Annotated in this window: 2 protein-coding genes; both read right to left on the minus strand. The window is 70.6% G+C overall.

Annotation, left to right across the window (positions count from 1 at the left end; translation table 11 throughout):
- A partial coding sequence (locus AC1D2K_RS33480) for an MATE family efflux transporter (RefSeq protein WP_478094589.1) occupies positions 1-851 on the minus strand: 851 nt, incomplete at its 3' end.
- A gap of 58 nt (positions 852-909) precedes the next feature.
- A partial coding sequence (locus AC1D2K_RS33485; RefSeq protein ID WP_478094587.1) for a hypothetical protein occupies positions 910-2,410 on the minus strand: 1,501 nt, incomplete at its 5' end.

Raw genomic sequence — 2,410 nt, forward strand, 5'->3', positions numbered from 1 at the left:
CGCCCAGGGTCGCCGGCCCCAAGCCAGAAGCTGACCCGCGCACTGGTCGCGATGGCGAGCGACAGCGGCAACATGTAGGCCACCGCCGTGAGGTTGGAAGCGATCTGGTGCGCGGCCGAGGCCGCCGTGCCCAGCCGGGCGATGAACAGCGCCATCAGCGTGAACGAGGTCACCTCCACCAGCACCGACAACCCGGCCGGCACGCCGAGCCGCGCGAACTGGCTGATCTGCCGCCAGTCCGGTGCTTCAATCCGCTGCCAGAAGCGGTAGCCCGTGTAGAAGGAGTCGCTGCGCAGCAGCCACATGGCGGCGCCGAGCATCGCGTAGTTGACCACCAGCGTGGCCCAGCCGCAGCCCACCAATCCCATGGCCGGCAGTCCGGCGCCGCCGAAGGCGAACCAGATCGACAGCGGCAGCTTCACGCCCAGCGAAGCCAGCTGCAGCCAGGTCACGAGCTGGGGCTTGCCCAGGCCCTGGTTGAGGGTGCTGAAGAGCCGGAACAGCAGGGCCGGCGCCAGCGCGAAGGCGAGCACCTGCAGGTAGGCCTCGACGTCGTCGCGCATGGCCGGCGGCACTTCGGTCCAGCGCAGCAACGGCGCCGGGAACAGCAGCACTGCCATGCCGATCGCGATCGTGATCGCGCAGAGATAGAGCGACTGCCGGACCGAGCGGCCGACCTCGTGCGTGCGGCCCGCGCCGTGGAGCTCGGCCCAGATCGGCAGCAGCGCCTGCAGTGCGCCCATCAGCGAGACGAAGACGCTGATGAAGATCGCCGAGCCGACCGACAGCGCCGCCAACGCGCCTTCGGCATAGCGGCCGGCCACGATCGTGTCGGTCACGCCGAAGGCCATCACCGCAAGCTGGCCGACCAGCACCGTCGCGGCGTGGCGCGCGATCACCCGCCGCTCGCTAGCCACCGGCCGGGACGATCCGTTGGTAGAGCAGCAGGTCGTCGCTCGGGCTGGTCGGTCGCCGCAGCGTGCCGATCAGGCGCCAGCCGTCGAGGTTCACGATGTCGCGCAGGCGCGCGATCGCCTCCGGGCTGACCAGCAGCCAGGGGCAGGGCGCGTCGGCGCCGAGCGAGCGCAGCTTGAAGCCGCCGTGGTAGCGCAGCGCCGCGATGTGCGGCCGACTGAGGGCAAGTTCGGAAATGCACTCGGTCTGGCTGACCTTCTCCGAGATCGCGCGCACCTGGGGCACGTAGCTGCGCGCGTAGTCGAGCAGCGGCAGCCACAGCGTCATCAGCAGCATCCAGCACAGCGCGGCGCCGCCGGCCGGCAGCACCAGGGTCTTCCAGAGCGCGGCACGATGGCGTCCGGTGCGCCAGCGGACCAGCCAGGCCCAGGCCAGCGTCGCAGCCACGGCGAAGATGAAGGCGACCACCGAGAAATGCGGCACGAAACCCGGCGCCAGCTTGGCGACATTGGCCGCGGGCTTGGCCGGCACACCGGTCTGCATCGCCACCCAGATCACCCAGATGATGATGGCCGAACCACTGAAGAACAGCAGCGTGAACCAGTCGATCAGCGCCGCCACGCTGCGCCGCAGGGTCGGCAGCGCGAAGGCGGCGAGCGTCGCGAGGGCGGGCAGCGCGAGCAGCAGCGAGCGCTCGGAGAAGTTGGTGGTCCAGGTGGCGAGCAGCGGCATCAGCGCGAACCACAGCGGCAGCGCGACGTGGCGTGCCGTCAGTTGCCGGCGCCAGCGCCAGAGGGTCCAGACCGCCAGCGGCCAGGTCGGCCAGGTGAACCACAGCAGCAACTTGGCCTGGCCGCGTACCTCGGCGAAAACGCGGGCGTTGGGGCCTCCGACCGGCAGTTCGATCTTCCACTGGAAGAGCCCGAGTGCGGCCGCGAGGGCTGCCGCCAACAGCGTGGCGGCCAGCACTGCTGCGATCGCGCCGACGCTGTAGGTCGGTTCGGATTCGGAGGTCTGGTCGGCGCTGCTGCGCCTGCGCTCCGCAGCCAGCACCAGCACGCAGCCGAGGCCCAGTCCCAGCCCGACCGTTGGCCCGCCGGACAGCGCCATCCCGAAACTGCCGATCAGCAGCGCGATGAAGGCGCCGATGCGGTGATAGGGCAGGGCCGCGACGCCGAAGAAAAGATGGGAGGCGAAGAACAGCTGGGCCAGCGCGGGCGTGGTCTCGTGACCGAGTTGCGCGAGTCCCAGGGAGGCGATCAGCGCCAGCACGGCGCCATCGGCGATGGCGCGCGCATAGTCGGTCGGGCGGGCCTCGCCACCGAAGGCGAAGGCCACCGGCTGCGCGCGCGGTGTGCGTGCCAGGTAGTACGCGGCATACCAGGTGGCGCTGAAGGCACCCCAGAGCATCAGTGCGAAGGCGATGCGCACCGCCAGGTCGGGGTTGAGCCAGGCCGGTGCCATCTTGATGGCCCAGGCGCCGATCCAGTAGGGC

It is taken from the genome of Variovorax sp. P1_H12_2 (assembly GCF_056405335.1).